A 24,649-nucleotide genomic window follows, 5' to 3' on the forward strand; every position below is an offset into this window, starting at 1 on the left:
CCCCCCATGACCGAGCAGATCCGCCGCGTTCTCGTCCGTTCCCTCGACGACATCACCCTCGAGGAGGTGTCCGCCCCCGTCCCTGGGGACGACGAACTCCTCATACGCACCACGGTCGTCGGTGTATGCGGCTCCGACACCCATGCCGCGGCCGGCCATCACCCCTTCATCGACCTGCCCTACCGCCCCGGTCACGAGGCGGTCGGCGTCGTCGCCGGGGCGGGAAAGGGGGCCGAGGACTTCACCCCCGGCGACCGGGTAATCATCGAACCCAACCTGTACTGCGGACGGTGCCCCCAGTGCCGCTCCGGCCGCTACAACATCTGTCAGGAGTTGAAGGTCTTCGGTTGCCAGACGCCTGGCGCCATGGCCGACCTGTTCACCATCCCGGCCGACCGCGTCCACCGCGTCCCCGAGGGCATGACCGACATCGAGGCCGCCCTCGTCGAACCTCTGGCCACCCCGGTGCACGCCGTGGCAAAGGTCGGGGATCTCACCGGACGGACGGTCGTCGTGCTCGGCGCCGGGCCCATCGGTCTGCTCGTCCTCGCCGCCGCCCGGCACGCGGGCGCCGCGAAGATCGCCGTCACCGACCTGTTGCCGGGCAAGCGGGACCGCGCCCTGCGCCTCAGCGCCGACGCGGCCCTGCCCGCCGACGCCACCGATCTCGCCGATCAGGCCCACGCGGCGCTCGGCGGTCCGGCCGACGTCGTCTTCGACTGCGTGGCCCGGGAGCGATCCATGGCGCAGGCCATCGACCTGCTCACCAAGGGTGGCACGATCATCGTGGTCGGCGTCGGAGCCGCAGGGACCACCCCCGTACGCCTTGACCTGGTCCAGGACCGGGAGATCCGTATCGAGGGCACCCTGATGTACACCGGCGACGACTACCGCACCGCCATGGCCCTGATCGCGTCGGGCGCCGTCGAGACCGACGAGATCGTCACCGCCACCTACCCGCTGGAGGACGCCGCCAAGGCTTTCGCCGCGTCCGTCGACCCGGAGCAGGTCAAAGTGCTGGTCACGGTGGACGGTCCGTGACCAGCCGCTCAGGTGGGTACGGTGTACGTCGCAGCCGTCGCCGCACCCTTGCCCCGAGGTCCGCAGCCCTGGCGGGCCCTGGCCCCCACCGGCCCGTGTGGGAAAATACAACGCCCGAGCGAGCGGTAAGGAGGGGCGCCGTGACCGCCCGTACGCGACTGTCCCAGGCTGCCGTCGAAGAACGGCGGCAGGCCGTGCTGCGGTATGTCGCCGAACACGGCGAGACCCGCATCGACGACCTCGCCCGGCACTTCGACGTCAGCCTGATGACGATGCACCGGGACCTGGACGACCTCGCCGGGCGCCATCTGCTGCGCAAGGAGCGCGGGCGGGCCGTCGCCTTCCCCGCCCTCACCATGGAGACGGCCACCCGATTCCGTGAGAACAGCGCCCTCGCCGCCAAGAACGCGCTGTGCGCGGCCGTCGCCGACCGGATCAGACCGGGCAGCACGGTACTCATGGAGGACTCGACCACCCTGTTCCCCCTGGTCCCTGCGCTGGCCAGGGTGGATCAGCTCCATGTGGTCACCAACTCCGTCGGCCTCGCACAGCGTCTCGGGTCCGCGCCCGGTGTGAGCGTCACCCTGTTGGGCGGTCACTACCGCGGTGACTTCAACTCCTGCACCGGTCCCACCGTCACCCGTGCCCTGTCCCGGATCCGGGCCGACCTTGCCCTGATGTCCGCCACCGCGGTCCTGGAAGGCCGGCTCTTCCACCCCGTGAACGACTACGTCGAGGTGAAGCTGGCCATGCTCGGCTCCGCCGAACAGGCGCTCCTCCTGGTGGACCACTCGAAGTTCGGCAAGACCGCCACGTACGCGTACGGCACCGTGGCCGACTACCACGCTGTCATCACCGACACCGCTACTCCCGAGGCGGAAATCGCGGCCATGCGCGACCTCGGGGTGCCCGTCGAGACGGTCGAACCCGAAGAGCCCACCTCGTGATCCACACTCTGTTCGAAACACCGAGCGCCTACCGCCCCAGCGACACCGAGATGGCCGCGCCGGCGCCCCCGGTCCAAGCCGTCCTGTTCGACTTCAGCAACACCCTCTTCCAGATGATCGACCTGGAGCCGTGGCTGCGCCGGGTCGGCTCCGCCTCCGGTCGACTCGCCGCGCTGGACGAGCCCGGCGCAGTGGCCGGGATCTCCGACCAACTGCGTGCCGCCTTCCGGCTCCCTTCCGTCGTCGCCCTCCAGGAAGGCCGTGATCTCTCTTCCGCACAGCACCGCCGCGCCATGTGGGGATGGTGGGGGCAGGTGGACTTCCTGCGCGGCGCGGAGGAGGCGGCCTACCGGGAACTCACCGCTGCGGACGCCTGGGTTCCCTATCCCGACACCGAACCGGTCCTGCGCGCCCTGCACCAGCGCGACCTGCGCGTCGGCATCGTCAGCGACTTCGCCTGGGACCTGCGCACCCACCTCGCCCACCACGGGCTGGACGTCTTGATCGACACCTGCGTCATCTCCTACGAGCAGGGCCGCGAAAAGCCCGACCCGCACCTGTTCCTGAAGGCCTGCGCGGAACTCGGCGTCAACCCCCGCGCCACCCTCATGGTCGGCGACAACCCGGTCCGCGACGGCGGCGCGACCGCCTGCGGTCTGCGCACCTACATCCTCCCGGCGGAACATCGCACCGGCGAACGCGGCCTGGCGGACGTGCTGCGACTCGTGGCCTGAGAGCGGAGCGGCCAACGGCGCTCGTGGCTGCTTATTCCCGGCGAGCGGGGAATCAGCAGCCACGTCGGCGCTCCCCCAGCCTCGGCCACCCCGACCGGGTCATGCCGTCCACCGCACGGACACGGGCCCAGGCGGCTCGTGGTCGTGATCAATCAGCGGGGCCTGGTGAGTCGTACCACTGATACATTCCGGACCGGCTGGCGGTGGGGTCGAGTCTGCGCAGGATGGCTTCGCTTATGTCGGCGAGCTGGGTGAGCTGGTCAGGCGTGAGCGCGTCAATGACGCTGTCCCGGACGAAGGCCACGTGGCCTGGAGCGGCATCCCGCACTTTTCGCCAGCCGTCCTCGGTGAGCCGGGCGTTGGTGGCACGCCGGTCCGTCGGACATGGGACACGCTTCAGCAGACCGCGGATTTCCAGTCGCTGCACCACATGAGAGAGCCGGGCGAGAGTGGCAGTGGTGCCTTCGGCGAGCCTTGCCATCCGCATGGTGCGGTCGGGCGCCTCGGAGAGCATGGCGAGCACTTGGTAGTCGAAGTGGGTCAGTTGGGCGTCGCGTCGTAGCTGGCTGTCCAGGGCCGTCGGCAACAGTTCCAGTACGGCGGCCAGCCGTAGCCATGCCGACAGTTGCTCCCGGGTGAGCCATCGCGTTTCCACGCTCACATTATGTCAGCGGCGAAATAGTTGTTGCTACAATCTTCTTTGGCGTGTCATGGTTGTAGCTACAACTAATGCGGGTCGTTATGGCGCAGATCAGCATCATCGGCAGCGGGAACATGGGGCAGGCCATCGCCGGCATCGCCGGCAAGAGCGGCGAGACCGTGGAGCTCCTCGGCAGCTCCGACGCGGAGCGGGAGGCCACGGGCGACATCGTGGTACTTGCCGTGCCGTACCCGGCCGTCGGGCAGGTCATCGCCCAGCGTGGCGCGCAGTTGGCCGGCAAGGTCGTCGTCGACATCACGAACCCGCTGAACTTCGAGACCTTCGACTCGCTGACCGTCCCGGCCGACAGCTCCGCCACCGCCGAGATCGCCGCCGCACTGCCCGAGTCACGTGTGATCAAGGCGTTCAACACCAACTTCGCCGCCACGCTGGTCACCGGCACGGTGGACGGGCGGCCGACCACCGTGCTGCTCGCCGGTGACGACGCGGACGCCAAGACGGCGCTCGCTCTCGTGATCAGCGCCGCCGGCCTGCGGGCCTTGGACGCGGGCGGCCTCGAGCGGGCCCGAGAGCTGGAGGCGGTCGGGTTTCTGCAGCTCACCCTCGCCGTCGGCGAGAAGACCTCCTGGACCGGCGGATTCACTCTCTCCTACTGACACCACCATTGCCGACCGGCAGCGTGGGCGCTCGAAACCGGCACCGCCTCCGGGCGGTCACAACAAAGGGAAAACTCCCATGGGTATCAGTCCGGTGCGGCTCAACCACGCCGTCCTGTTCGTCACCGATCTCGCACGATCCGAGCGGTTCTACACCGAAGTCTTCGACATGGACGTAGTCCTGCGCGAGCCCCGGGCCAACGCGGTGTTTCTGCGGTTGCCACGTTCCGTCCATGATCATGATCTCGGCCTCATGGGCGTCGGCCCGTCCGATCCGCCCAAGCGACGCGGCGGGATCGGGCTCTACCACCTGGCCTGGCAGGTCGACACCATCGACGATCTCCAGCAGGCCCGCACAGTGCTGGCCAGGGCCGGCGCGTACACCGGAGAGTCCGGCCACAGCGGCACCACCAAGAGCGTCTACGGCGCGGACCCCGACGGCAACGAATTCGAGATCCTGTGGATGGTGCCCCGCGACCAGTGGGACGCGTACGCGACCACCGTATCCATCGAACGCCTGGACCTGGCAGCCGAGGTCAGCCGCTGGAGCGGTGTACCACCGCCGGCGAAATCCGCTGAGCGACATCCCAGGCAGGGCGACCGAGCTCGACAGCCCGCTCGCGGGAACTGACGTCGGCCACTGCCTCGACCCCGGAGACCTGCTGGACGCTGAGGTCACCGGGCTCGGCCGCCCGACCGTCGAGATCGTCACCGACCGCTGAACCCCGACCAGCACCGCGACCGACCAGCACGGCAAGCAGCCAGGAGCGACACCATGACCGACCTCGACCCCGTCACTGTCCTCGAACTCGACCGGGCCGGCCGCGAAGCCATGATCCACGCCGACATTCCCGCCCTCACCGCCATGTTCGCCGACGACATGGTGTGGATCCACGGCAACGGCGGAGTGGACACCAAGCAGGGCCTGCTGGGCAGCATCGGCTCAGGACGGACCAAATACCTCGCCATCGACTGCACCGACGAGACCATCCGCTTCCACGAAGGTCTCGCCTTCCTCGGCGGAGTCGCGGCCGTCAAGGCCGATCTCTGCGGTCACATCCTCGACACCCGGACCCGCTACACCATCGTGTGGGCGCCCGACGGAGACGACTGGAAGGTCGTCAGCTGGCAGGCCACCGTCACCCGCTGACCGGACGCCCGTCATACGCTGCGCCACTTGACGCGGCCCACAGCTTGACGCGGCCCACAGCGCAGTCGCAAGTCACAGCATTGGAAAGGCCTGTGATGGAACACAACGTGCACATACCGAACCAGAAGACCCGACGTGCGCTGCTGCGCGATGCGGTGCTCGGCGGGACCGGGATCGCCGCCGCCTCCCTGCTCACCCCCGGAAGTGCGGCGGCCTCCAACGCCGGCGACGGGCTCGTGTTCCCCGGCGTCGATGTCGTCATCGATACCTCCCGCGCCACCCCGGAGGCAGCCGTACTGCTCCAGCGCTACTTCGCCCGCAAGAGCGCGCACGACCTGGACGGGTGGATGTCCTACTTCTCACGTGATCCACTCACCTACATCGATGCGGTCGTGGATGCGGCCTACTACAGCTGGAACTCACTCCGGGAAGGACTGGCCGGATTCGTGCCCACATGGCCCGCCGACGGCGAGTCGTATCCCACCCGGATCCTGGGCAACGCGACCAGCGCCCTCGTGTTCTTCACCGACACCGCCGGCCTGTTCGGCCCCTCCGAAATCCGTGCGGCCTGCGTCATCAACTTCCACGACCGCAAGACCACCCGGCAGATCGACTACTGGGACGGCCGGCACTTCGGCGTAGCCAACAAGGCCGCCCTCGCCGCATACTCCTCCGGGCCCGTGACGGACTTCGGAGAGTCCACCGTCGGAGAGACCGCGGCGCCTGCCATGAAGCACGCCGTGAACAAGCTCGCGCAAGCCCTGCGCCACGGCGACGCCACCACCGCCGCCGAACTCTTCGGGCCCGGCGCCGTCTTCGAGGACATGCCGGCCCACATACAGATCGTCGGCCCACGGAGCATCGGCACCTACCTCACCGACACCGCCTCCCTGCTGCCCTACACCGGTGGTGGTACGGCGGTCAGTCACGTCGTCGGCAACGCGGCGGGAGGGGGCTACGAATGGACGGCGTCCAACAGCGCCGTTCCCCGAGGAATCGTCGCCCTCGAACTGGACCGCTGGGGCAAGATCACCCGCCTCACCGCCCTGTGGGACGGCGCCCTCGTCGACGACGCCACGCTGACCTCACTCGCCCGCACAGCGATCGAACAGTAGAAGTGGTGCAGGTCAGGCCTCTTCCAGGGTGACTTCGACGGATCGATCGTCGCCGTCCCGGCGAGGACGGCGCACTGCACGGAGCCGTGGGGTTCGGCGCCGTCCGGCAGCTGATGCCATACCGGAGGTCGCGGACTTCCGGCGCGAGCCAGCCAGGGCCCCGGTCCTTTCCGGTCGCCGCGAGCCGAGTCCCGCTCAGTGGCCGCTATCTCCAGGCTGGCCTCGACTGCTTTGGCATGCGTGGTGAGGTAGTTCGCCCTCCTCAAGTTCGTCCTCGCTCGCCCTGAGGTGTCAGCCGTCGTCCCTCGTCCAGATGAGCGGGGGGCCAGCCCGCTCATCGCACAGATCCCGCACCGCACTCAGGCCACTGTGGGTTTGGTACTCACTCGGCTCGCAGGCGCCCATCAGGCGTCTGAAGGCCAGCCCCGCGGGCGCTGCCTCCATATGTGGGCTGGGCAGGGGTGGGCAGGGGCTGTTCGGTCCAGATGATCTTTCCGGTGCCAGTGTGGCGGGTGCCCCATCGCTCGGTGAGCTGGGCGACGATGAACAGGCCACGGCCGCCCTCGTCGAACACGCGGGCGCGTCGCAGGTGGGGGGCGGTGCTGCTGGCGTCGGAGACCTCGCAGATGAGGGCGGTGTCGTGGATCAGCCGCAGTTGGACGGGAGGGCCGCCGTAGCGGATGGCGTTGGTTACCAGTGCGCTGACGACGAGTTCGGTGGTGAAGGCGGCGTCCTCCAGGTTCCAGGCGGACAGTTGGGCGCAGGCCAGTTCGCGGGCGCGGGCGACGACCGCCGGGTCGGCGGGCAGGTCCCAGATGGCGACCCGGTCGGAACCCAGGGCCCGGGTCCGGGCCAGGAGGAGAGCGGCGTCGTCGGTACGGATCTCGGGCAGCACGCTGCGCAGGACCGCCTCGCACGTTTCCTCCAGAGGGCGGCCGGGTGTGGCGAGGGCATCACGGAGAAGGGCGTATCCGTCGTCGGGATCACGGTCGGGGGTTTCGACGAGGCCGTCGGTGTAGAGGGCCAGGACGCTCCCTTCCGGAAGGTCAAACTCCGCGACTTCGAAGGGCAGGCCGCCGACGCCGAGCGGGGGGCCTGCGGGAACGTCGAGGCGGTCGACAGCGCCGTCCGGGGTGGCCAGGGTCGGCGGGGGATGGCCGGCCCTGGCCGCGGAGCAGTGCCGGGAGACCGGGTCGTACACGACGTACAGGCAGGTGGCACCAACCTCGCTCGCGTACTCTTCGGCCCGGTCCATCTCACCGTCCGCCGAATTCTCCCGGTCCATGCGCAAGACCAGGTCGTCGAGCTGGGTGAGTAGTTCGTCGGGTGCCAGGTCCATGTCGGCGAGGGTGCGCACCGCGCCGCGCAGTCGGCCCATGGTGGCGGACGCGCGGATGCCGTGGCCGACGACGTCGCCCACCACCAGGGCAACCCGGGCTCCAGACAGCGGGATGACGTCGAACCAGTCGCCGCCGATCCCGGCGCGGGAGCGGGCCGGCAGGTAGCGGGAGGCCACGTCCACGGCGACCTGCCGGGGGGCATGGTGCGGCAGGAGGCTGCGTTGCAGGGCGAGGGCCACCACGCGTTCGCGGGAGTAGCGGCGGGCGTTGTCGACGCACAGCGCCGCGCGGGCCGCGAGTTCCTCCGCCAGGAGCAGGTCGTCCTCACCGAACGGATCCGCCGTGCGATGGCGGGCGAGGATCGTCAGACCCAGGGTGACACCCCGGGCGCGCAGTGGCGCCATCATCATCGAGTGCATGCCGTGGACCCTGATACTGCGGGCGCGCTCAGGAGAGTCCGCCGCCCACCACTGCAGGGTCGCGGCATCGATCTGATGCCGCGAGGCCCGGCCGACGGCCAGGGCACGGCCCGGGGGCGAGTCCGCGGAGTAGGTGTGTGTCGCTCCGAGCGGAACCGCTGCCTCGGGACAGCCGGGGAGCACGGAGCGCTGGGCGGCGCGGCGGAAGACCAGGAGGTCGCCGACGGGAGCCGCGTCCGCGCCCTGGCCCTGGAGGACGCTGTCCAGCAGGTCCACGACGACGAAGTCGGCGAAGTGGTCCGTGCAGACTTCCGCCAGCTCGTCGGCCGTGCGGGTCAGGTCGAGCGTAGTGCCGATGCGCAGTCCGGCCTCGTTCAGCACACTCAGCCGCCGACGGGCCCGGAACTGCTCCGTGGTGTCCACCGCCGCCAGAGACATGGCCCGCACCCGGCCCGCGGGGTCCTTCACCGGATACAGGGACAGCAGCCACGCGCGGGTCTCCCCGAGGGCTTGCAGAAACGCCTCGCGGAACACCGTCTCCCCGTCCCGCAGCACCCGCTCCACGACCTCGCCGAGATCATCCATGCCCTTGAGGTGGCCGGATTCCCCGATACGCACGCCGAGGAGGTCCCGTTCGGGCTCGCCCACGGCGCGTTCCATGGCCGCGTTGAGGGCGATCGCCAGCGCCTGACGGTCGAAGAGCGCCATGGGAAGCGGGATCTGGTCCAACGCCCACTGCTTGAGCGTCGCCGTCTCCGGTTCGCCGCCAGCGGCTCCGGCACCTTCCGCTGCCGTCTCACCGGGCTGCTCCGGTTCGGTGACCGTGAGGAACCAGTGCGATTCGCCGACCGCGCCCAGCAAGGGGTGTGCCTCGACCGGCAGATCGACCCGGTGTCCGTCACGGTGCCGCACAGCGACTTGCCCGCTCCAGCTTTCCCGCGCGGCGCATCGGGTCGCGGTGGTCGCCGAAAGAGCCTCGGCAAGCAGCCCCACAACTGGCTGGCCGACCACCTCCACAGGCTCGTAGCCAAGGAGCCTGCGGGCTCCGGCACTCCAGGCGGTCACCAGCCCGTGGTCGTCCACCGCCGCTGATGCGGTCTTCTCCAACGTCGGCCCCGCGCGGCTCAGGCCGACCGTGGCCGCGGCTTCTCTGTCCATGGGTACAACTCTCACCCTGCCGCAGCAGCCACCTCCGATCCTGGCGGGCCCGTCCGCGGCGTCGTCTCCAGACTGCTCCCTTCCCTCCGCCCGCACAAGCGCACCGGCATGGTGCGGAATCAATGAGGACCACACAGAGAGTGGCGAACATCCCCGGCAACCTCGTGGTCGGGTACCTGGATCCGTCAGGCGACGGCCGGGACGTCGTCTTCACGCTGCGCACGATATCCGCGGCGAAACTGAAGGCCGGGCAGTACTGGACCGACGACGACACCAAGACCGCCGCGCAAATCGACGCACAGCTTAAGAGGTCCTAACAAAGGCGTTGGACGTGGCGGTGGGTGATGAGGCAGGTGGCGAGGCCGAGGAAGGCTTCGTGGATGTCGTCGCGGCGCTCCCGTCGGATGCGCAGGCGGCGGAAACCGTGCAGCCAGGCGATCGTTCTCTCGACGACATAACGGAAGATGCCCAGGCCGGAGCCGTGTTCCGTGCCTCGTTCGGCGATGACCGGGCGGATGCCGCGGGCCCAGAGCAGGCGCCGGTACTTGTCGTGGTCGTAGCCACGGTCCGCCAGGAGCGCGTCGGGCCGGTGTCGGGGCCGGCCGACGACACCGGACACGGCGGGGACCTTGTCGAGCAGGGGCAGCAACTGGGTGACGTCGTTGCGGTTTCCGCCCGTCAGTGACACCGCGAGCGGGATGCCCTGTCCGTCGGTGAGGACGTGGTGCTTGCTGCCCGGCCGTGCGCGGTCGACCGGGCTGGGCCCGCTTTTGGGCCCCGCCGAGCGGCCCGCACGTGGGAGGGGTCGATCACCGCCCGCGACCAGTCCAGCTTCTTCGCCGGCCGCAGCTTCTTCAGCAGCACCAGGTGCAGTGCCTCCCACACCCCGGCCTCGTTCCACGCGGCCGGGCGCCGCCAGCACGTCATCCCCGAACCGAAGCCCAGCTCTTGGGGCAGGTACTCCCACTGGATGCCGGTGTGCAGCACGAACAGGATCCCGCACAACGCCTGACGGTCCGGTACCCGCGGCCGGCCCTCCACCAGCTTCGGACCCGGCTGGGGCAGCAACGGCTCGATGAGCGACCACAGTTCGTCCGAGACGATCCACGGACGCGACTCCCTCTTTCCCACGACAACACCAACGAGCAACCAGACCGACAGTCACATGATCAACAGCTTCTGTTAGGACCTCTAAGGGCTTGCCGGGAAACAAGTCGTGGCTTCCAGCTGCGGGACTCGTTGTTCTGGTATGGGGAGACTGGAAGGGATCGAGGCGGTCCTGGCTGCGAAGTTCCAGGTGTTGTTGCCGCACCTGGACGAGCGGCAGCGTCGGCTGGCCATAGGGGCGGAAGCGCTGTCGCTGGGGCATGGTGGGATCAGGCTCGTCGCTGCCGCGGCGGGGGTTCAAGAAGGTACGGTCTCGCGCGGAGCGGCTGAACTGGACTCTGGTCAGGCTGTGTTGGGGCGGGTCCGTCGTCCTGGCGGGGGCCGGAAGAAGGCTGTGGACCTCGATCCGGGGCTGCGGCCGGCGCTGCTTGCCCTGGTCGAACCCGACGAGCGGGGCGACCCGATGTCGCCGCTGCGGTGGACGACGAAGTCGACCCGGAAGCTGGCAGCGGAGCTGACCCGGCAGGGCCACCGGGTCTCCGCCGACACGGTCGCCGGCCTGCTGCGGGAGGAAGGCTTCAGCCTGCAGGCCAACGCCAAGACCATCGAGGGTGCTCAGCACCCGGACCGGGACGCCCAGTTCCGCTACCTCAACGAGCAGGCACGAGACCACAGGGACGCCGGTGACCCGGTGATCAGCGTCGACAGCAAGAAGAAGGAGCTGATCGGCCACTACAAGAACGCCGGGCACCAATGGCGGCCCGCAGGACAGCCCGTGAAGGTCAAGACGCACGACTTCCCCGGCCAGGCTGAGAAAGCGATTCCGTACGGAATCTATGACACGGCTGCGAACACCGGCTGGGTCAGCATCGGCACCGATCACGACACCGCGACGTTCGCCGTCGCCTCGATCCGGCGCTGGTGGCAGGCCCGCGGCCGGCACGACTACCCCCACGCCCGCCGGCTGCTGATCACCGCCGACGGCGGAGGCTCCAACGGCTACCGCACCCGTGGCTGGAAGACGCAGCTATCCGGCCTCGCTGCCGAGACCGGTCTTGAGATCACGGTGTGTCACCTGCCGCCCGGCACATCGAAGTGGAACAAGATCGAGCACCGGCTGTTCTCCCACATCACCATGAACTGGCGCGGCAGACCCCTGACCAGCCATGAAGTCATGCTCCAAACCATCGCCGCGACCACCAGCCGCACCGGCCTCATCGTCCATGCCGAACTCGACAGCGGCCAGTACCCCACCGGCGTCCGCATCAGCGACGACGAGATCGCCGCCCTGCCCATCACCCGCCATCGCTTCCACGGCGACTGGAACTACACCCTTCACCCCCAGCGTCCGATGGACGCCGCGACCGCCGGCAGCACACCGGACGAGGCCCTGGCGGACAGACCGACTCGCCTCACGCGGCGTTCGCTCCAGGACCCGGAACTGACCGGGATGCCCCGCCGACAGCTCAGCGAACTCATCGACTCGTTGACTCCAGCGATGGAGGTCCAACGCGAGCACGTCCTCCGTACACGTCGAGGTCACGAGCGCCTGATAGCCCCTGGCGCAGGCGCCAAAGCCAAGCTCACCTCGGCCGACCGGGTCCTGGTCACCGTGCTCCACCTGCGAAAACTCGCGACCATGGACCTCTTGGGTCAGCTCTTCAACACCACCGCCATGACCATCAGCCGCACAGCGAAAGACGTCCGCCCGCTCCTGGAAGCCCATGGTGTTCATCTCCCTGCCTCAACGGCCCGTTTCCGCACACCGGAAGACGTCGCGAGGTTCCTCGACCCCGACAAAACCAAGATCAAACCAACGTGTTGATTCCCGGCAAGCCCTAAGGGCCCGTAAAGAATCAACACGTTGCTTCCCGGTCTGCCTGTCGTTGGTGTGGTATGCCCATACCGAACGAGGTTCGTGACCAACTTGCCCTGAAACTTGGGGTGTTGTTACCTCATCTGAATGAACGGCAGCAGCGGTTGGCGCTGGCCGCCGAGGCCCGGCTGCTGGGCCACGGCGGGGTCCGGGCCGTCGCCCACGCCGCAGGGGTGAGCGAGACGACGGTGCGCAAGGGGGTCTTCGAGCTGGAGGGCGGTGAGGACCCATTGCCCGATGGCCGGGTGCGCCGGGCCGGCGGCGGTCGCAAGAGCGCCGAGGAGCTTGACCCGCTACTCGTTCCAGCTCTGCTGGCGCTGGTCGAGCCGGATGAGCGGGGCGATCCGATGTCGCCGCTGCGGTGGACGACCAAGTCGCTGCGGTCTCTGGCCGGGGAGCTGACAGGGCAGGGCCATGCCGCCTCGGCGCCGACCGTGGGCAGGCTGCTGCGGGAGAACGGTTTCAGTCTGCAGGCCAATGCCAAGACCCTTGAGGGCGCTCAACACCCCGACCGGGACGCGCAGTTCCGGTACATCAACGACCAGGCCAAAGACCATCAGGCAGACGGCGAACCGGTGGTCAGTGTGGACACGAAAAAGAAGGAAGTCGTCGGGGAGTTCAAGAATACAGGACGCCAATGGAGGCCGGCCGGTGAACCCGTGCGGGTTGACGTCCATGACTTCCCCGGTGATGCATTGGGCAAGGCCCTGCCCTACGGCATCTACGACCTGGCGGCGAACACCGGCTGGGTGAACGTCGGTACGGATCACGACACCGCAGCCTTCGCCGTCGAATCGATCAACCGTTGGTGGAACGGGCAAGGACGCCTCGACTACCCGCAGGCCGGCCGGCTGCTGATCACTGCCGATGCCGGCGGCTCCAACGGCTACCGCACCCGGGCCTTCAAGACCGAGTTGGCTGCGTTCGCCGCCCGGACCGGCCTGACCATCACGGTCTGCCACATGCCGCCGGGCACATCAAAGTGGAACAAGGTGGAACACCGGCTGTTCTCCGCGATCACCATGAACTGGCGCGGCAGACCGCTGAACAGCCACGAGGTCGTCGTGCAGTCCATCGCCGCGACCACCACCCGCACCGGTCTCACCGTCCACGCCGAACTCGACACCGGCGCCTATCCCACCGGTATGAAGGTCAGCGATGCGGAGCTGAACGCAGTGCCGGTCACCGGACATGCCTTTCAGGGCAGCTGGAACTACACCGTGCACCCCCACCCCGCCAGCCCGGCAGGCCCCACCGGACCAACGCCCGGGCCGACGGCGGTCTTCGACCGCGGAGCTCTGTCACATCCCGCGCTGACCGGTATGACCTGCACCGCACTGACCGAGCTGACCGAGACCCTGACCATCGACTGGCGGACGCTGCAGAAACAGGACCCCGCCGCCCGACGCGACGGCGGCGAGCGACGCCGGGCTCCGGGCGGCGGCCGCAAAGCCAAACTCGACCTGGCCGACCGGGTCCTGGTCACCGTGTTGCAACAAAACCTCGCCCTGCCGCCTACCGTGCTGGCCCACCTCTTCGCCGTCAGCAAGGACACCATCCGCCACACCACCAGCGAGATCCGGCGGTTGATGGACCAGCACGCACACACACCCCGGCCCCCAGCAGCACACCTCAACACCGTGGCAGGACTCCTCGTCCACGCCACCGCACACGGCGTGACCCTCACGAGAGAGACCGCAGCAACGTGTTGATTCTTTACGGGCCCTAAGTGCCACAGCGACGGATGAGGAGGACCTTGTAGGCAACAACTGTTGGACGGCCCAGCAACTCTGATCCGCTCGAACTGAGAGGGTGCCGTGCCATGGTGCGGTACCCTCTGTCGTTCGCGGCTGACCTTCGAGATGGCGGATCTCCGAGGGACGACCCATCGCTATCTCTGGCGAGTTGGTGCCTTCATTCCGAGAGCCGGGCTGAGCCATCCACCCACCTTCAAGTCACAGATCAGCCGCTCGTAGGCGAATGCGGTCGCGGGACGCGCTGGCCCTGTGGGCAGTTCGCAATCTTGGGGGTACGGCCGATGAAAATTCGTCTTGGCATCGACCGGACCACCGGGGAACGGTGCGGCAGGGCCAAACCCTGGCTCGGTAGACAGGTCCAAGTCCATCTCGGGCGGATCGCTGCGGGGACCTGCCGCCTTGGGACGGAGGGTGACAGAAAGTGGTCAAGATAGTCAGCACTGCCGCCCCGTCAGAAACACGAAGCTTGTAACGCCTCACCTGGCGGTCCTGCTCAGCGAGGTGTCAGGCCGCAGGCGCGCAACGACCATGGCTCTGCTCTGTGCAGGGCAGACGTTACGGATGAGCGAGTAGTAATCAGCCGCTATCAGTACGGCGGAGATTCCAGGCAGTGGCAGCGCGCACTTCTGCACTGCAGACCACGTCAGGCAGGCACGCTGTAGAAAAATTCTTTGCCGCCTCGGTCAGGGCCACCAGAGCGTTCACGCTTGAGCGCTCCTGCTTCAAGGAGGCGCTTGAGCCGGTTGTTCGCGTTGGGCAGGGAGATCTGCAGTTCCTCGGCAAGCTCGGACGCGCGGAAGGCACTGAGTTTGCGTGCGCACTGATAGGTATCAGACAATACCTCTGTGTCACCGAGGAGGGTGCAGCTCTCCGCATCCACGGCGAAGCGTTTGCGTCTTTGCAGACATACGGTGACCGCGTCGCGAGTCTCTTCGTTCAAACCTGCGAGTTGGACGGCTTCCACGGCATGGCCCTCGCCGGGGAGGAGCGTGTAGAACTTGCCGAGGAACTCGTCCGCGAAGCTGTTGGTCATCGCGATGACACCCGCGAAGTCGATCGTCAACATGGACAGGACGTCAGATTCTCGCAGGTGTTCTTCCAGGTCGGACCGGGCTTTGGCGCCTGCGGCACGCATGAAGAGGAACTCCCCGTAGGGTCGTACAGGGAAGGTGCGGTTTCCTTGTCTCGTCGTTTTCATTGAATGCATTGAAGCATATGTAGGTTACGGCGCAAACGAAACTCTCAGCCACGCCCAGGTGCCTTCCACTGGCATCGCTGCGGCGAAACCAGTCACGCTGTGTATTCCTGTGCGATGGCGGGCAGCGCGCACCAGCCCGTCTCCACTCCTCACAACAAGCCGGGTCGGACCTGTGGCTCCGGCCTGGTTGAGCAAGTCCGGTAGCCCATTGCCGCGGCCATCCCTTGTGCCGCTGATGCCACGTTTGAGGGCACGACGGAGGGCCATTTCACTGTTCGTCAAGTCAGCATGATCGGGATTTCGACGGAGGTGGGCGAGGACTCCGATGCCGTTGTCGCAGATGGCCACTTCCAGTCGGCGGGTACCGGTAGTCCTCCCTGTGTACGCCTGTGCCGCGATATAGGCGCCCGCTTGAGCGCAACCGTGACTGGCTGCGTTGTCGATGAGTTCGCCAATGCTGGTGGCGACTTGAACACCCGGGAACTGCCCAAGGTTGGCGATGGCGAGCCGCCCGATGCGCTGACAGACACCTTGCGCGGTCTCCGGCGTGAGCAAGGTGGTCTCAAGAAGGGTGGCGCGACGGTCACTACGGTCGTCGAACGGAACGGCTCCAATGACGATCACGCTCTCGGGAAGCTTGGCGAGGAGGTCCATGCGCTGCAAATAGGAGACGAGACGGGGATCGGCTGGCAGTAGCAGCGCGCTCTTGCTGGAGTCCGCGGCGGCAGCATGAGCGAGCGCGGCAACCGCGGCGAGGTCGAGCGGGCTGATGAACCGCAGACGCGTGGCGTCGATGGTGAGGTTCTGGCCGACAAAACGCTCGGGGGTGAGGTCGGCGCGGAGCAGCGGATGGCGTCCGACTAGTTCGAGTAGCACGACATATCAGCATGCCAGGGGCACGGCCGCAGCAAGGTCGCCACCCGTTTGGGCGTGTCGCGTGCGCCTCCAGTGACCCGTGTTACGCTTTCATTGACGTCAATGAAAGCTAAGGAGCATGCAGAATGCCGGATGTCCCCACCACTCCCGACAGCGCCCACCAGCACGATTACAAGATCGTCGTAAATGCGCGTGAGAAGACCGTCCACCAGAACACCTTGACTTTCGAGGAGGTACTCCGGCTTGCTTTCGATCCCGTCCCCTCGGGCCCGAACGTCCTCATCACAGTCAGCTTCCGCCACGCTCACCAGAAGCCCGCCGACGGCACCCTGACCGCTGGCGGCAGCGTTGAGATCAAGAACGGGACGGTGTTCACCGTTGTCGCAACTGACAAGTCGTAGCCCTGACCTGAAGCGCCTTCAGGACGAGGGCTTCGAGGTCGAAGTGAAGGACGGCCACCTGCTCGTCCATCACGTCCCGTACGTAGCAGCGGATCGTACGGTGCGGTTCGGGGTCCTGGTCTCGGAGCTGACGATGGCCGGCGACGTCACCGCGACCCCGGGCACCCACGTGGTCCACTTCAGCGGCGACACCCCATGCGATCACACCGGTCAGCCGCTGAACAAGGTCATCAACGGACCATCCAACGAGGTGTCGGCCGGCGTCCCGACAACGTTCGTGTTCTCCAGCAAGCCGGTCGGAACCGGCGCGTACGCCGACTACTACGAGAAGATGACCGCCTACGCCGCCATCCTGTCCTCCCCCGCACAGGAACTCGATCCCGGCGCAACGGCTCGGACGTACAAGGTGGTTGCCTGCGAACCGCAGGACTCCGTCTTCCGCTACGCCGACACCGCATCCGGCCGAGCCGGAATCGGGGCAGTCACACAGCATCTCGCCACAATCGAGAACGTGGCGATCGTCGGTCTGGGCGGAACCGGCGCGTACATCCTGGATCTGGTCGCCAAGACCCCGGTCGGACGGATCCACCTGTTCGACGGCGACCGTTTCCTCCAGCACAACGCCTTCCGGGCACCCGGCGCTGCCTCCGCGGAAGAACTGCAAGGGGCACCGCTGAAGGTCGACTATTACGCAGACCTCTACGGAAAGATGCGGTACGGCATCATCCCGCACGCGGTCTTCGTGGACGAGAAGACCACCGAAGAACTCCACGAGATGGACTTCGTGTTCCTCGCGCTTGACCAGGGGGCCGTCAAGCGCCTCCTCATCGAGCGCCTGGAGGAGTACGACATCGCGTTTATCGACGTGGGTATGGGCGTGCTCACCTCCGACGACTCCCTGACAGGACTGCTGCGGGTGACCACCAGTGTTCCCGGTCAGCGCAGCCACGTCCACGAGCAACAGCGAATCCCCTTCACGGAGTCGGGCGAGGACAACGCATATGCGAGCAACATCCAGATCGCCGACCTGAACGCGCTCAACGCCGCCCTCGCCGTGGTGAAGTGGAAGAAGATCTACGGCTTCTACGTCGACCTTGAGCGCGAGCACCACAGCGTCTACCAACTAGACGGGAATGTCGTCACCAACGAGGACACGGAGTGACAGTCGCCCGGCTCTCGCACGTGTTCGTGGACCAGTTCCCCGAACACCTGGACCACGGCGTGGTGTACATCTCCATCCCCTACACCCTGGTCACTCACTTGTGCTGCTGTGGTTGCGGGTATGAGGTCGTAACTCCCCTCGCGCCCCGGGAATGGAAGCTGACCTTCGACGGGGCATCTGTGTCCCTTCACCCCTCGATCGGAAACTGGAGCTTCCCTTGCAAGTCCCACTACTGGATCCAAGAGAGCACCGTCCGCTGGGCACATCGATGGACTCCGAGCGAGGTCCAGGCCGCGCGCACTCGTGAAACCAGCCGCACCCAGGTGGCCTCCCGTGACGAGCTTGAGCACGCCACTGGTCTACTGCGGCGCATCCTGCGCCGACTCGGACGAAGCTGAGGGCTAGTGCCTGAGCTGTTCCAGCACGGCGCCCGTGTGCGCACGCCAAACGGGCCACCGCGCCGATGCGCCAACCATCCCGGGAAGGAACACGTATGCCTTCAAGCCACAACTGCACAGACAAGAAGGAGGGACAGGCCATATGCAGTGATGGCCAGGTGCAATACGACCCACAGGCTATGCAGACGCACACGATGCAACCGAGGAAATCTGCCGTAGTGCTCGGCACGAGCCTGCGCGAGCCTTTCATCAGAGCCCAGCACTCCTCGCTCCACCAGGTCCCTAGTCAAGGCCCGCGCCTGGGCGAGGTGGTAGGAAGCTCGCTCGTAGTACTTGGAAACGGCTACCGCCCCATAGACCCCGGTAAACGCGATAAAAAAACACAGGGGCATGACGTTCGGCGCGAACCTCTGCTGGACGATCAAAGCGCTCAAAGCCGCCGTGATGACAAGCAGCAGATTAGTCAGAGTGGAGCGCTGAGTCTCGCACTGCCGCAACTGCTCCCGGTGCTCTTTCCAGTAGGCACGTATCGCTTCGTCCGAGACCTCGGCCATGAAACCGCTCCCCCGCGTCCGCCCAACCCCACCCAGCAGTAAACCGGTTCACCTCAGAAGGTGAACCCTGAGCAGTGGAGACACCGTAGCGTGAAAATCTTCATCAGCAGCGCCCGCAAAGGCTTGGAGGAGGAACGTGACGCCCTTCCCGGCCTGATCCAGGCTCTGGGGCACACTCCCGTCCGGTTCGAGGACTTCTCCGCCCAGAAGGCCCCCAGCAGGGAGGCTTGTCTGAACGCACTCCCGTCCGCCGATGCGTGCATCTTCCTGCTGGGCCCGAACTACGGCCATGTTTTCCCGGAAACGGGCCAATCCGCAACGCACGACGAGTGGGTGGCCGCACAACAAGCTGGCATCCCAAGGTTGGTTTACCGCAAGCTGGGCGTGACTTTTGAGCCGGATCAGCACCAGTTCGCACGAACCGTGGAGGCATACGCCACAGGAGTCTTCCGCGACTCCTACAGCACCACCGCGGAGTTGCAGACCAAAGTCGTCCAGAAGGTCAAGGAACTGGAGTCAGGCCCATCCCCCCTTGCGTTCACCCGGCTGACACAGCCTCACGCCGTCACTTGGAGCCTTGACGACGACAGCGACCTCCCCTGGATCAGCAACAGCAGCCCGCTGCTGGAGATTCACGTGCTCCCCGTAAACGGCTCCGGCTATTCGGCCCGGGAGATGGAGCAGATCAGCGCATCGCTGATCGACCGCATTCGCGCAACCGGGGCGATCAAGAGTGACGCGGCCATGAAACCGATGAAGTCTCAGAGCCACCTGGCCATCGGAATCCCCGCCGACCGCTCTCGGTCCTGGAACACACCCCAGATTGGCGCCATCGCAGAAGTCCGACTCCACAAGACAGGGCAGGTCTCCACCCGGGCCACGCTCCCCCGAGACGGTCTCGGCTCGATCCTGGACCCCGACGCCTTGCCGCTACAGATCGCCGGGCTGCTGAAATTCACGGGCGCTCTGAACCTCGTCACGCAGGACCTCATCGTCATTGCGGCTGGCGTGTCCCACACCGCTATGACCAGCGTCGCCACATTCCAGCCCCACCAGTCGCGCCAAAGCGCCCAACTCGCCGGTTTCGCCCACCCCAACGACACCCTGCGCGTTGAACCCGACGAGGCCGTCACTCTGGCCGCCCTCAACATGGGGGCACAGGAAGTCGCAGGCCACCTCTCAAAGGCTCTGATCGCACAGCACCCTCGCAGTACCCGGCCACATTGATCACGCCAGCAGTCGGGGATGCCGTTGCGGGCTAACTCGTACAGGCGTTGCGATTCCCGGCCAGTCAGTCGAGCAATCATCAGCATGAAGACCCTTACGGCGACTGCGTGGCGCTCGCGAGATACGTTCGCCTTGAGGCCGATGGACGACAACCAAGAGGTAACTCGCGGTGACTTCCACCGGCCGCCAGGCGAGCACGGGCACACGCAGTACGGATCCCCTCGCAACACCCTCCCCTGGGGAGTACGGGGACCGCTGGGGAGCGCGTGGGGAGAATCGACTGCGTAACGCGCTACGCCCCGGAAAGACGCTGAAAGATTCATCCGCGCAGGTCAGAAGCCAACAGGGCCGTATCACCACAGGTCAGCGCCCCCAGGTAGACAACTTCAAGAAGATCATTTCGTTCCACCAGCTTCGCGCATCGCACCCCGTCTTGTACGAGCCGTCTCCGACTCCGGCCTTGCCCAGTTCACAGCCAAGATCCGGACCATGCGCGGGCCAGAGCCCTCCACCGCTGATTCAAAGCGCACATTCGTGCTGGCCAGGGCCATGCGCGCCGTGTGCGACCAGCAGATCAAGAACCTGCTGGTGCACAACAGCCGTAGCGGGCACCGAGGTCTACCAAGCCAAGTCACCACCGCTCTCGTGTCTTGTCAGTACCCGCCAATCGCGAGACACCGAGACACCGTCCGCGATCAAACCAACCGCCACGGCCCCGAAGCGACCCCCGATGCGCCGGGCAACGAGATGGCGACTCACGGCCACAAGGCACCATCCTTTTCCGTCCACAAGCTGCAGCAGACGACTGACACACCGTCAGGAAAGTCAGCAAAAGTCAGCAAGCGGACTGCCACAGCCGCCCATACACGGCCGCACCTTGGAATCGACGCCGTGCCTGCATCGAGCTCCTCAAGCTCCGGCCCTCACACCACCTCGATAGCGGCCCAGGCACGCAGACGGAAGTCCGCCCACTCCTGCCCCAGGCAGGCCCGTTGGCGCATCTCAGCAGGTCAGCGCACTCTCCCTCGCGGCTTCAACGCCACCGGAGGCAGCTCAGGAGCCAGCAGCGGCGCCCCGTCGTACCCCTTCACCTCGCCGAATCGCGCCCCTGTCATCCAGTCCTCACGAGCCTGTACGATCTCCTCCTGGGACCGTCCGATCCAATTCCAGAACATGATCAGTTCTTCGTCGAACGGCTCGCCTCCCAGCAGCATCAGCCCCGCGTCCGACGCGGCGCGCAGCGGGAGTTCGGTGCGGCCGCAGCCGAGGTAGAGCATCGAACCCGGGAGGACCGGGACGCCGTCGACGTGGGCCTCGCCGGACATGGCCAGGACGGCGTACTCGAAGTCCGGTTCCAGCGGCAGGCGTACGTCCGCGCCGGCCGCGAGGGCGAGATCCGCGCCGACGATCGGGGTGTACGTCGTGCCGGGCGAGACCGCGCCGTCGACGTCGCCAAGGACGATCGTGGCGCGCAGGCCCGGTGCCGTGACGACCGGCAGTTCGGCGTAGTGCTCGAAGTGCGGCTCGACATGACGGTCGCTGTCGGGGAGGGCGACCCAGAGCTGCGCGCCGTGCAGGAAGCGGGCGTGCGTCTTGGGGCTCTGCTCGGCGTGGCTGATCGCGCGGCCGGAGGTCATGAGGCCCAGTTCGCGCGGGCGGATCGTCGCGACGCTGCCGGTCGAGTCGCGGTGCAGCACCTCGCCCTCGTGCAGCCAGCTCACCGTCTGCAGGCCCATGTGGGGGTGCGGGGGCACCTGCATCCCGGGCTCGTCGGCGATGTCGTCAGGACCGTAGTGATCCACGAAGCACCACGCGCCGACCATACGGCGGCCCAGGTTGGGCAGCAGTCGGCGGACTTCGGTGGACTCGCCGAGCTGCACCCGGCGCGGGCTGAGGAGTTCACGGACGGGCTCCGCCACCACGAAACCGCGGCCGCCGCACAGGGCCGGAACCGCTTCGCGATCAAGATTGCTCATGGCGACAACCTAGTCCCGCCGAGGCCTTTCCGTCAGTCCGCGGACTCCTCACCGGACCAGTCCGTCACCTCCTCACCGGCGGCCACCCCCGGCCCGCCCCGCCGTCCTTCCGTCCGGAAATTAGTAGCCATGGACATAGTAGCCATGTACTGTATCGGCCATGAGTACGGCATCCGAGGGCGCGACGCCCGGTTTCCTGGTCTGGCGACTGTCGATGAAGTGGCGCGTGGCGGTCGACCGCGCGGTGGCACCCCTGGGACTGACCCATGCGCAGTACTCCCTGGTGGCGTCGCTGTACGGCATGCAGCGCTCCGGGCTGCGCCCCAGTCAGCGCCACCTCGCCGACCACACCGGCCTCGAAGCCCTCTACGTCTCGAAGCTGGCCCGCGCCCTGGAGTCCGCCGGCCTCGTCGAGCGCGCCCGGGACCCCCGGGACCCCCGCGCGGTCCAACTGGCCCTCACCGAACAGGGCCGCGAGGTGACCCGGCGGGCGATCAAGGTCGTCCACGGACTTCTGGAGCAGTTGCTGGAGCCGCTCGGCGGCCTCGGCAGCGCACGGGCCCGGGAGTTCGGCCGGGATCTGGCGACCCTGCTCGACACACCCCTTGCACCTGTCCCCGCGAGTGAGCACGAGAAGGAGCAGTCATGACCACCACCACAACCCCCGCGGACGCCCGCACGCTCGGCCTGGCCCACTACGCCGCCCGCGCCGTCCTGGAGAGCGTCCTCACCCGCCACGGCTTCGGCTTCCAGCAGCAGATCGTCCTGCGGCCGGTCGCTCTCGCCGCCGGGCCCGTCGACCGCGGCCAGCTCGCCGCGGACACCGTCGCGGCCCTCAAGTCTGACGAGGACTCCGTACAGCACACCATCGACGAACTGATCACGGCCGGACTCGTCGCGGCGGACGCGTCCGCTGTGCGGATCACGGACGCGGGCCGGGCCCTGTACGAACGGATCACGAAGGAGACGAGCGGGGCGAGCGCCAGGATCTGGGGCGACATCCCCGAGGAGGACCTGCTGGCCACCGGCCGCGTGCTGACCCTGGTCACCGAGCGGGCGAACGCGGAGCTGGCCACCGCCGGACGGTAGTGGAATATTCAACCAACACCGGCCGTTGTGGCACATCGAAGGAGGTCAAGTGGACATGACGTACTACGACCACGGAACACCGGCAGAGCGCTGGGAGCGCGCGCAGATGTTCTTCGACGCCAAGGACTACGCCGCGGCGGCGCGGGTGTTGGGCGGTCTGGTCGAGGAGGTGCCCGAGCAGACCGGGCCGCGCCTGCTGCTGGCGCGCTCCTACTACCACTCGGCCCAACTGCGGCGCGCCGAGGCCGAGTTGCGCGTCCTCGTGGAGCGTGACCCGGTGGAGCACTACGCGCGGCTGATGCTGGGCCGCACGCTGGAGCGCCAGGGACGGCACGAGGAGGCCGGCTCGCATCTGCGGATCGCCTCGGCGCTCGCGGGTGACTTCGAGCGGGTCTGAGAAACGAAGAAGTGCAGAGAAGGGGCCCGGTTCCGGCGCGGAACCGGGCCCCTTCGCGTGCGTCGCTAGTTCGCGTACGTCCGCTGCCCGCGCCGGTGCGCGATCTCGCCCAGCACCACGTCCACCGCGATGAACGCGGCCAGCGGGATGCCCAACAGCGGTACGAAATAGCCGAGTACGGCGATCACCGCCAGGCACGGGACGAGGACCAACGGGGACAACTGAGCCCACGCGCCGCGCGGGATCGGGCGGCCGAAGGACGAACCCCGGCCGCGCTGCCACCACATGCGGTAACCCCACACGATCAGCAGGACCAGGGAGCCGGCGAGCAGCATCAGCGCTATCTGGTTGACGAGGCCGAAGAGGACCCCGGTGTGCAGGTCGATGCCCCAGCGGGTCAGTTTGGCGAGCAACGGGTAGTCCGCGAACCGGAGTTCGTCGGTGACCTTGCCGGTGGCGGGGTCGACGGCGACGGCGTCCTGTTTCTCGGGCCAGCTGCGTTGGACCTGCCGGACGACGTACGCCGAGTTCGCGTCGGCGGGCGGGACGATCTCGACCGGGTTGCCGAGCCCTTCGGCGCGTGCGGCGGCGAGGATCTTGTCGAGTCCTACGCCGTGTTGGGCGTCGCCGGTCGCGGCGGAGCCGCCGTGGCCCGCGTGCTCGCCGCTCGCCGCCGCCGACACCGAGGGGGTCGACTGGCCCAGGGAGGTGCGGAGTTGGTCGATGTTGGCGCCGGCGTACGTCGACCAGGTCAGGCCGGTCGCCGACAGGAAGATGAAGCCTGCGGCGGTCCAGACGCCCACCGTGCCGTGCAGGCCGAGGGTGCGGCGCCGGCCGCTGGTGCCGCGTACCTTGCGCAGGGCGCGGCGGCGGGAGAACCACAGCACCAGGCCGCCGCCCGCGATGACCCACAGCCAGCTCGCGGCGAACTCGCTGTACAGGCGGCCGGTTTCGCCCAGGTGGAGATCGCGGTGGAGTTCGTCGATCCAGGTGCGCAGCGGGAGCGCGCCGGTGGAGCCGTACTGTTCGAGCGCGCCGCGGACCTTTCCGGTGTACGGGTCGACGAACACCGCGAGGGTGTGGTCAGCGGCTATGCCCTTGATGCCGGAGAGCATGACGCGGGTGGTGGCGCCTGCCTCCGGGGAGGGCCGGACCGCCGAGACCGTGCCCTCGGGGTGCGCCGTGCGGGCGGCGGTCACCTGTTGCGAGATCGGCAGTTCGCGGTCGCCGACGGGGACGGTCAACTCGTGGGCGTACACGATCCGTTCGGCCTGGAAGGCACCGGCGTACAGGAAGCCGGTGGTGGCGGCGACGAGCAGGAACGGGGCGACGAGCACTCCGGCGTAGAAGTGCAGACGCAGGACCAGGGGGCGCAGCGGGGCCCAGCGGCTGGGGGACGGTGCCGGGGAG

Annotated in this window: 25 protein-coding genes; 17 read left to right on the forward strand and 8 right to left on the reverse strand. The window is 67.5% G+C overall.

From position 1 onward, the window contains the following. Positions 1–6: 6 nt before the first annotated feature. The 3 genes from AC31A1_RS09585 (at position 7) to AC31A1_RS09595 (ending at position 2,722) form a co-directional block, all read left to right on the forward strand. Complete coding sequence (locus AC31A1_RS09585; RefSeq protein ID WP_489652838.1) at positions 7–1,041, forward strand: zinc-dependent alcohol dehydrogenase; 1,035 nt, start codon at positions 7–9, stop codon at positions 1,039–1,041. A 140-nt stretch (positions 1,042–1,181) separates the two neighbouring features. Next, entirely contained in the window at positions 1,182–1,988 is an 807-nt protein-coding gene (locus AC31A1_RS09590; RefSeq protein ID WP_489652839.1) for a DeoR/GlpR family DNA-binding transcription regulator, read from the forward strand. Next, a complete protein-coding gene (locus AC31A1_RS09595) occupies positions 1,985–2,722 on the forward strand; it encodes an HAD family hydrolase (protein WP_489652840.1) in 738 nt (245 codons plus the stop codon). The genes AC31A1_RS09590 and AC31A1_RS09595 overlap by 4 nt, the downstream gene beginning before the upstream one ends. Positions 2,723–2,870: 148 nt before the next feature. Here the strand turns inward: AC31A1_RS09595 and AC31A1_RS09600 are convergent, their stop codons facing one another. Further along, positions 2,871–3,377 carry a MarR family winged helix-turn-helix transcriptional regulator gene (locus AC31A1_RS09600; RefSeq protein WP_489652841.1) on the reverse strand — a complete coding sequence of 169 codons (507 nt, stop codon included), beginning with the start codon at positions 3,375–3,377 and terminating at the stop codon, positions 2,871–2,873. A gap of 86 nt (positions 3,378–3,463) precedes the next feature. Here AC31A1_RS09600 and AC31A1_RS09605 point away from each other — a divergent pair, with 86 nt between their 5' ends. The 4 genes from AC31A1_RS09605 (at position 3,464) to AC31A1_RS09620 (ending at position 6,304) form a co-directional block, all read left to right on the forward strand. After that, positions 3,464–4,039: an NADPH-dependent F420 reductase gene (locus AC31A1_RS09605; protein WP_489652842.1), complete on the forward strand. Its 576-nt coding sequence runs from the start codon at positions 3,464–3,466 to the stop codon at positions 4,037–4,039. Between the two features lie 79 nt (positions 4,040–4,118). Continuing rightward, the gene (locus AC31A1_RS09610) at positions 4,119–4,670 is read left to right on the forward strand and encodes a VOC family protein (RefSeq protein ID WP_489652843.1); all 552 of its coding nucleotides are present in this window, start codon (positions 4,119–4,121) and stop codon (positions 4,668–4,670) included. A 144-nt stretch (positions 4,671–4,814) separates the two neighbouring features. After that, positions 4,815–5,189 carry a nuclear transport factor 2 family protein gene (locus AC31A1_RS09615; protein WP_489652844.1) on the forward strand — a complete coding sequence of 125 codons (375 nt, stop codon included), beginning with the start codon at positions 4,815–4,817 and terminating at the stop codon, positions 5,187–5,189. Between the two features lie 107 nt (positions 5,190–5,296). Continuing rightward, positions 5,297–6,304, forward strand: coding sequence for a nuclear transport factor 2-like protein (locus tag AC31A1_RS09620; RefSeq protein ID WP_489652845.1), 1,008 nt, complete (start codon positions 5,297–5,299; stop codon positions 6,302–6,304). A 382-nt stretch (positions 6,305–6,686) separates the two neighbouring features. On the opposite strand, the gene AC31A1_RS09625 is transcribed toward AC31A1_RS09620, so the two are convergent. Next, the gene (locus AC31A1_RS09625; RefSeq protein ID WP_489652846.1) at positions 6,687–9,221 is read right to left on the reverse strand and encodes a SpoIIE family protein phosphatase; all 2,535 of its coding nucleotides are present in this window, start codon (positions 9,219–9,221) and stop codon (positions 6,687–6,689) included. Between the two features lie 122 nt (positions 9,222–9,343). On the opposite strand from AC31A1_RS09625, the gene AC31A1_RS09630 reads away from it, so the two are divergent. Continuing rightward, a complete protein-coding gene (locus AC31A1_RS09630; RefSeq protein ID WP_489652847.1) occupies positions 9,344–9,538 on the forward strand; it encodes a hypothetical protein in 195 nt (64 codons plus the stop codon). Here AC31A1_RS09630 and AC31A1_RS09635 read toward each other — a convergent pair. Further along, positions 9,535–10,352 (reverse strand): IS5 family transposase gene (locus AC31A1_RS09635; protein WP_489652848.1). Its coding sequence is split into 2 segments (ribosomal slippage): positions 9,535–10,020 and positions 10,023–10,352, totalling 816 coding nucleotides; the frame shifts between segments, so codons are not numbered across the junction. The genes AC31A1_RS09630 and AC31A1_RS09635 overlap by 4 nt on opposite strands. A gap of 118 nt (positions 10,353–10,470) precedes the next feature. On the opposite strand from AC31A1_RS09635, the gene AC31A1_RS09640 reads away from it, so the two are divergent. Together AC31A1_RS09640 and AC31A1_RS09645 are read left to right on the forward strand one after the other, a co-directional pair. Beyond that, entirely contained in the window at positions 10,471–12,153 is a 1,683-nt protein-coding gene (locus AC31A1_RS09640; protein ID WP_489652849.1) for an ISAzo13 family transposase, read from the forward strand. A gap of 71 nt (positions 12,154–12,224) precedes the next feature. Beyond that, positions 12,225–13,916, forward strand: a complete 1,692-nt coding sequence (locus AC31A1_RS09645; protein WP_489652850.1) for an ISAzo13 family transposase — start codon at positions 12,225–12,227, stop codon at positions 13,914–13,916. Positions 13,917–14,604: 688 nt separating this feature from the next. Here the strand turns inward: AC31A1_RS09645 and AC31A1_RS09650 are convergent. Then, entirely contained in the window at positions 14,605–15,096 is a 492-nt protein-coding gene (locus tag AC31A1_RS09650) for a hypothetical protein (RefSeq protein WP_489652851.1), read from the reverse strand. 87 nt (positions 15,097–15,183) lie between these two features. Then, a complete protein-coding gene (locus AC31A1_RS09655) occupies positions 15,184–16,035 on the reverse strand; it encodes a hypothetical protein (protein ID WP_489652852.1) in 852 nt (283 codons plus the stop codon). A gap of 125 nt (positions 16,036–16,160) precedes the next feature. On the opposite strand from AC31A1_RS09655, the gene AC31A1_RS09660 reads away from it, so the two are divergent. From AC31A1_RS09660 to AC31A1_RS09670, 3 genes are read left to right on the forward strand one after another with little or no spacing between them, the layout of a single operon-like run. Beyond that, positions 16,161–16,436, forward strand: a complete 276-nt coding sequence (locus tag AC31A1_RS09660) for a multiubiquitin domain-containing protein (protein WP_489652853.1) — start codon at positions 16,161–16,163, stop codon at positions 16,434–16,436. Beyond that, complete coding sequence (locus tag AC31A1_RS09665) at positions 16,414–17,598, forward strand: ThiF family adenylyltransferase (RefSeq protein WP_489652854.1); 1,185 nt, start codon at positions 16,414–16,416, stop codon at positions 17,596–17,598. The genes AC31A1_RS09660 and AC31A1_RS09665 overlap by 23 nt, the downstream gene beginning before the upstream one ends. A gap of 26 nt (positions 17,599–17,624) precedes the next feature. Then, complete coding sequence (locus AC31A1_RS09670) at positions 17,625–17,996, forward strand: ubiquitination-like system serine protease family protein (RefSeq protein WP_489652861.1); 372 nt, start codon at positions 17,625–17,627, stop codon at positions 17,994–17,996. Positions 17,997–18,097: 101 nt separating this feature from the next. On the opposite strand, the gene AC31A1_RS09675 is transcribed toward AC31A1_RS09670, so the two are convergent. Next, positions 18,098–18,550 carry a hypothetical protein gene (locus tag AC31A1_RS09675; protein WP_489652855.1) on the reverse strand — a complete coding sequence of 151 codons (453 nt, stop codon included), beginning with the start codon at positions 18,548–18,550 and terminating at the stop codon, positions 18,098–18,100. A 90-nt stretch (positions 18,551–18,640) separates the two neighbouring features. Between AC31A1_RS09675 and AC31A1_RS09680 the strand changes: the two genes are divergently transcribed. Beyond that, positions 18,641–19,777 carry a DUF4062 domain-containing protein gene (locus tag AC31A1_RS09680; RefSeq protein WP_489652856.1) on the forward strand — a complete coding sequence of 379 codons (1,137 nt, stop codon included), beginning with the start codon at positions 18,641–18,643 and terminating at the stop codon, positions 19,775–19,777. 1,010 nt (positions 19,778–20,787) lie between these two features. Here the strand turns inward: AC31A1_RS09680 and AC31A1_RS09685 are convergent. After that, complete coding sequence (locus AC31A1_RS09685; protein ID WP_489652857.1) at positions 20,788–21,753, reverse strand: pirin family protein; 966 nt, start codon at positions 21,751–21,753, stop codon at positions 20,788–20,790. Positions 21,754–21,913: 160 nt separating this feature from the next. Here AC31A1_RS09685 and AC31A1_RS09690 point away from each other — a divergent pair, with 160 nt between their 5' ends. From AC31A1_RS09690 to AC31A1_RS09700, 3 genes are read left to right on the forward strand one after another with little or no spacing between them, the layout of a single operon-like run. Next, positions 21,914–22,402: a MarR family winged helix-turn-helix transcriptional regulator gene (locus AC31A1_RS09690; protein ID WP_489652858.1), complete on the forward strand. Its 489-nt coding sequence runs from the start codon at positions 21,914–21,916 to the stop codon at positions 22,400–22,402. Then, on the forward strand, positions 22,399–22,842 hold the full coding sequence (locus tag AC31A1_RS09695) for a MarR family transcriptional regulator (RefSeq protein WP_489652859.1): 444 nt from the start codon (positions 22,399–22,401) through the stop codon (positions 22,840–22,842). Before AC31A1_RS09690 ends, AC31A1_RS09695 begins: the two co-directional genes overlap by 4 nt. A 49-nt stretch (positions 22,843–22,891) precedes the next feature. Beyond that, positions 22,892–23,239: a tetratricopeptide repeat protein gene (locus tag AC31A1_RS09700; RefSeq protein ID WP_365606923.1), complete on the forward strand. Its 348-nt coding sequence runs from the start codon at positions 22,892–22,894 to the stop codon at positions 23,237–23,239. Positions 23,240–23,304: 65 nt separating this feature from the next. On the opposite strand, the gene AC31A1_RS09705 is transcribed toward AC31A1_RS09700, so the two are convergent. Then, on the reverse strand, positions 23,305–24,649 hold a 1,345-nt coding region (locus AC31A1_RS09705; protein ID WP_489652860.1), incomplete at its 5' end, for a PepSY-associated TM helix domain-containing protein.

This window comes from Streptomyces sp. P5F9 (assembly GCF_057961495.1).

Coding starts and splice junctions, on each gene's coding strand:
- AC31A1_RS09640 (WP_489652849.1), top strand. CDS start 10,471: ATGGGGAGACTGGAAGGGATCGAGGCGGTCCTGGCTGCGAAGTTCCAG.
- AC31A1_RS09660 (WP_489652853.1), top strand. CDS start 16,161: ATGCCGGATGTCCCCACCACTCCCGACAGCGCCCACCAGCACGATTAC.
- AC31A1_RS09645 (WP_489652850.1), top strand. CDS start 12,225: ATGCCCATACCGAACGAGGTTCGTGACCAACTTGCCCTGAAACTTGGG.
- AC31A1_RS09605 (WP_489652842.1), top strand. CDS start 3,464: ATGGCGCAGATCAGCATCATCGGCAGCGGGAACATGGGGCAGGCCATC.
- AC31A1_RS09650 (WP_489652851.1), bottom strand. CDS start 15,096: ATGCGTGCCGCAGGCGCCAAAGCCCGGTCCGACCTGGAAGAACACCTG.
- AC31A1_RS09675 (WP_489652855.1), bottom strand. CDS start 18,550: ATGGCCGAGGTCTCGGACGAAGCGATACGTGCCTACTGGAAAGAGCAC.
- AC31A1_RS09690 (WP_489652858.1), top strand. CDS start 21,914: ATGAGTACGGCATCCGAGGGCGCGACGCCCGGTTTCCTGGTCTGGCGA.
- AC31A1_RS09625 (WP_489652846.1), bottom strand. CDS start 9,221: ATGGACAGAGAAGCCGCGGCCACGGTCGGCCTGAGCCGCGCGGGGCCG.
- AC31A1_RS09585 (WP_489652838.1), top strand. CDS start 7: ATGACCGAGCAGATCCGCCGCGTTCTCGTCCGTTCCCTCGACGACATC.
- AC31A1_RS09685 (WP_489652857.1), bottom strand. CDS start 21,753: ATGAGCAATCTTGATCGCGAAGCGGTTCCGGCCCTGTGCGGCGGCCGC.
- AC31A1_RS09695 (WP_489652859.1), top strand. CDS start 22,399: ATGACCACCACCACAACCCCCGCGGACGCCCGCACGCTCGGCCTGGCC.
- AC31A1_RS09630 (WP_489652847.1), top strand. CDS start 9,344: ATGAGGACCACACAGAGAGTGGCGAACATCCCCGGCAACCTCGTGGTC.
- AC31A1_RS09615 (WP_489652844.1), top strand. CDS start 4,815: ATGACCGACCTCGACCCCGTCACTGTCCTCGAACTCGACCGGGCCGGC.
- AC31A1_RS09610 (WP_489652843.1), top strand. CDS start 4,119: ATGGGTATCAGTCCGGTGCGGCTCAACCACGCCGTCCTGTTCGTCACC.